The sequence below is a fragment of the Streptomyces sp. MCA2 genome (assembly GCF_023544705.1).
GTDB lineage: Bacteria > Actinomycetota > Actinomycetes > Streptomycetales > Streptomycetaceae > Streptomyces > Streptomyces decoyicus.
Map to the genome: position 1 here is coordinate 1 of NZ_JAMJFM010000113.1, position 4,310 is coordinate 4,310.

Here is a 4,310-nt window from a genome sequence, read left to right on the forward strand (position 1 = left end):
CCTGGCCCAGATCGAGCTGTTCACCAAGCCCGCCGAGTACCCCACCGACGTCTACGTGCTGCCCAAGCACCTCGACGAGAAGGTGGCCCGCCTCCACCTCGACGCCCTCGGCGTCAAGCTCACCGAGCTGCGCCCCGAGCAGGCCGCCTACATCGGCGTCGAGGTCGAGGGCCCGTACAAGCCCGACCACTACCGCTACTGACCACCCCCGGAACCGCCGACACCAGGAGTGCACATGTCCCGCCGCCTGTTCACCTCGGAGTCCGTGACCGAGGGCCACCCCGACAAGATCGCCGACCAGATCAGCGACACCGTGCTCGACGCGCTGCTGGCGGCGGACCCCGCTTCCCGGGTGGCCGTCGAAACCCTCATCACCACCGGGCAGGTGCACCTCGCCGGTGAGGTGACCACGACCGCCTGTGCGCCGATCGCCGCCCTCGTGCGCGAGAAGATCCTCGACATCGGCTACGACGCGTCCGCCAAGGGCTTCGACGGAGCCTCCTGCGGCGTCTCCGTCTCCCTGGGCGCCCAGTCCCCCGACATCGCGCAGGGCGTCGACACCGCGTACGAGAAGCGGGTGGCGGACGACGCCGCCGAAGCCGGGGACGCGCTCGACGCCCAGGGCGCCGGCGACCAGGGCCTGATGTTCGGCTATGCCTGCGACGACACCCCCGAGTTGATGCCGCTGCCGATCCAGCTGGCCCACCGGCTCGCCCAGCGGCTGACGGAGGTCCGTAAGGACGGCACCGTTCCCTACCTGCGCCCGGACGGCAAGACCCAGGTCACCATCGAGTACCTCGGCAACCAGCCGACCCGCCTGGACACCGTCGTGGTCTCGTCCCAGCACGCCTCCGACATCGACCTGGAGGCCCTGCTGGCCCCCGATATCCGCGAGTTCGTCGTCGAGCACGTGCTCCGGCAGCTGGCCGACGACGGGATCAAGCTGGACACCGACGGCTACCGGCTGCTGGTCAATCCGACCGGGCGCTTCGAGGTCGGCGGCCCCATGGGCGACGCGGGCCTCACCGGCCGGAAGATCATCATCGATACGTACGGCGGCATGGCCCGGCACGGCGGCGGCGCCTTCTCGGGCAAGGACCCGTCCAAGGTCGACCGCTCCGCGGCCTATGCGATGCGCTGGGTGGCGAAGAACGTGGTCGCCGCCGGACTGGCCCGCCGCTGCGAGGTCCAGGTGGCCTACGCCATCGGCAAGGCGCAGCCCGTCGGCCTCTTCGTCGAGACCTTCGGCACCGCGACGGTGGCCGTCGACCGGATCGAGAAGGCCGTTGCCGAGGTCTTCGACCTCCGTCCTGCCTCCCTCATCCGCGATCTCGACCTGCTCCGCCCCATCTACGCCCGGACCGCCGCCTACGGCCACTTCGGCCGGGAGCTGCCGGAGTTCACCTGGGAGCGCACCGATCGGGTGGACGCCCTGCGCAAGGCCGCAGGAGTCTGAGATGCGCATCGCCGTCAGCGGCTCCATCGCCACCGACCACCTCATGGCCTTCCCCGGAAGGTTCGCCGACCAGCTCCTGCCCGACCAGCTGGACAAGCTCTCGCTCTCCTTCCTCGTCGACGCCCTGGACGTCCGCCGCGGCGGGGTCGCCGCCAACATCGCGTACGGCCTCGGTGTGCTGGGGCTCAACCCCGTGCTGGTCGGTGCCGTGGGCGACGATTTCGCGGAGTACCGGGTCCGGCTCAAGGAGCACGGGGTCGACACCGACGTCGTCCATGTCTCCGCGACCCGGCAGACGGCACGCTTCCTCAGCCTGACCGACCGGGACATGAACCAGATCGCCGCCTTCTACGCGGGCGCCATGACGGAGGCCAGGGACCTCGGCATCCCGCAGGTCGTCCGGCACACGGGCGGCCTCGACCTGGTGCTCGTCTCCCCGAACGACCCCGAGGCGATGCTGCGGCACACCTCCGAGTGCCGGGCCGCGGGCATTCCCTTCGCCGCCGACCCCTCCCAGCAACTGGCCGGCCTGGACGGGGAGCAGGTCAGGGACCTCGTGGACGGCGCACGCTGGCTGTTCACCAATGAGTACGAGGCCGCCCTCCTCCTGGAACGCACCGGATGGCAGCGCCAGGACGCGCTGCGACGGGTCGGGACCTGGGTCACCACACTCGGTGCGGACGGCGTACGGATCGACCGGAACGGCGCGCAGCCGTGCCGGGTGCCCGCCGTCCCGGCCGGGACGACCGCCGATCCGACCGGTGCGGGCGACGCCTTCCGCGCCGGTTTCCTCGCCGCGACGAGCCACGGCCTGGAGCCGGCGGCCGCTGCACAGCTGGGCTGCGCGCTGGCCACCGCGGCGCTGCGCACGACGGGCCCGCAGGAGTACGACGCACGGCCCGCCGGCCTGCTCGCGGACCTCACCACGGCCTACGGGCCCACCGCCGCACGGCTGTTCACCCCGTGGCTGGGAGCACGCTCATGACCGCCCGCGTCGCATCGCTGCGTGCCGCTCTGGCCTCGCGGGTGGTGGTCGCCGACGGTGCGATGGGCACCATGCTCCAAGCCCAGGACCCGTCCATGGAGGACTTCCAGCAGCTGGAGGGCTGCAACGAGATCCTCAATGTCACCCGGCCGGACATCGTGCGTTCGGTGCACGAGGAGTACTTCGCGGTCGGTGTGGACTGTGTGGAGACCAACACCTTCGGTGCGAACTTTGCGGCGCTGGCGGAGTACGACATCCCCGAGCGGGTCTTCGAACTGTCGGAGTCGGGTGCGCGCATCGCGCGGGAGGTGGCGGACGAGTTCACCGCCTCGACCGGTCAGCAGCGCTATGTGCTGGGGTCGATGGGACCGGGCACGAAGCTGCCGACCCTGGGCCATGCCCCGTATGTGACGCTGCGCGACGCCTATCAGCAGAACGCCGAGGGGATGATCGCCGGCGGTGCGGACGCGCTGCTGGTGGAGACCACGCAGGACCTGCTCCAGACGAAGGCCGCCATCCTGGGCGCGCGCCGTGCACTGGAGGTGACGGGCAGCAATCTGCCGGTGATCTGTTCGGTGACGGTGGAGTCGACCGGCACGATGCTGCTGGGGTCGGAGATCGGCGCGGCGCTGACGGCGCTGGAGCCGCTGGGCATCGACATGATCGGTCTGAACTGCGCCACCGGCCCGGCGGAGATGAGTGAGCATCTGCGGTATCTGGCGCGTCATGCGCGGGTACCGATCGCGTGTATGCCCAATGCGGGGCTGCCGGTGCTGGGTAAGAACGGTGCGCATTACCCGCTGACGGCCGGTGAGCTGGCCGACGCGCAGGAGACCTTCGTTGCGGAGTACGGGCTGTCGCTGGTCGGGGGGTGCTGTGGCACCACGCCGGAGCATCTGCGGCAGGTCGTCGAGCGGGTGCGGGGGATCGCTCCGCCGGTGCGTGAGCCGCGTCCGGAGCCGGGGGCGGCGTCGCTGTATCAGACGGTGCCGTTCCGTCAGGACACGTCGTATCTGGCGATCGGTGAGCGGACCAATGCCAACGGGTCGAAGAAGTTCCGTGAGGCGATGCTGGAGGGCCGCTGGGACGACTGTGTGGAGATGGCCCGGGACCAGATCCGTGAGGGTGCGCACCTGCTCGACCTGTGTGTCGATTATGTGGGCCGTGACGGTGTGGCGGACATGGAGGAGCTGGCCGGCCGGTTCGCGACCGCCTCGACGCTGCCGATCGTGCTGGACTCCACGGAGCTGAACGTCATCCAGGCCGGTCTGGAGAAGCTCGGCGGCCGTGCGGTCATCAACTCCGTCAACTACGAGGACGGCGACGGGCCCGAGTCCCGCTTCGCGAAGGTCACCGCCCTCGCCCGCGAGCACGGTGCCGCACTCATGGCGCTCACGATCGACGAGGAGGGCCAGGCCCGCACCGTCGAGCACAAGGTCGCCATCGCCGAGCGCATCATCGAGGACCTGACGACCCATTGGGGCATCCACGAATCGGACATCCTCATCGACACCCTGACCTTCACGATCTGCACGGGTCAGGAGGAGTCCCGCAAGGACGGCATCCACACCATCGAGGCGATCCGCGAACTGAAGCGTCGCCACCCGGACGTACAGACCACGCTCGGCCTGTCGAACATCTCCTTCGGACTCAACCCGGCCGCGCGGATCGTTCTCAACTCCGTGTTCCTGGACGAGTGCGTCAAGGCCGGTCTGGACTCGGCGATCGTGCACGCGAGCAAGATCCTGCCGATCGCGCGGCTGGACGAAGAACAGGTCAAGGTGGCTCTCGATCTGATCCATGACCGCCGCAGCGAGGGCTACGACCCGCTCCAGAGACTTCTCGAACTCTTCGAGGGCGCCACCGCAC

General features: G+C 69.7%; 4 protein-coding genes. All 4 read left to right on the forward strand.

From position 1 onward, the window contains the following. Positions 1-202 (forward strand): adenosylhomocysteinase (locus M8I34_RS40985; RefSeq protein WP_250058145.1); only part of this gene is annotated, 202 nt, incomplete at its 5' end. Between the two features lie 33 nt (positions 203-235). Beyond that, the gene (gene metK / locus M8I34_RS40990) at positions 236-1,456 is read left to right on the forward strand and encodes a methionine adenosyltransferase (protein ID WP_250058146.1); all 1,221 of its coding nucleotides are present in this window, start codon (positions 236-238) and stop codon (positions 1,454-1,456) included. A 1-nt stretch (position 1,457) separates the two neighbouring features. Then, positions 1,458-2,441: a carbohydrate kinase family protein gene (locus M8I34_RS40995; RefSeq protein WP_250058147.1), complete on the forward strand. Its 984-nt coding sequence runs from the start codon at positions 1,458-1,460 to the stop codon at positions 2,439-2,441. Then, a partial coding sequence (locus M8I34_RS41000; protein WP_250058148.1) for a homocysteine S-methyltransferase family protein occupies positions 2,438-4,310 on the forward strand: 1,873 nt, incomplete at its 3' end. The genes M8I34_RS40995 and M8I34_RS41000, both read left to right, overlap by 4 nt.

Bases quoted from the DNA above. Each gene is read 5' to 3' on its own strand.
- metK (WP_250058146.1), top strand. From the start codon at position 236: ATGTCCCGCCGCCTGTTCACCTCGGAGTCCGTGACCGAGGGCCACCCC.
- M8I34_RS40995 (WP_250058147.1), top strand. From the start codon at position 1,458: ATGCGCATCGCCGTCAGCGGCTCCATCGCCACCGACCACCTCATGGCC.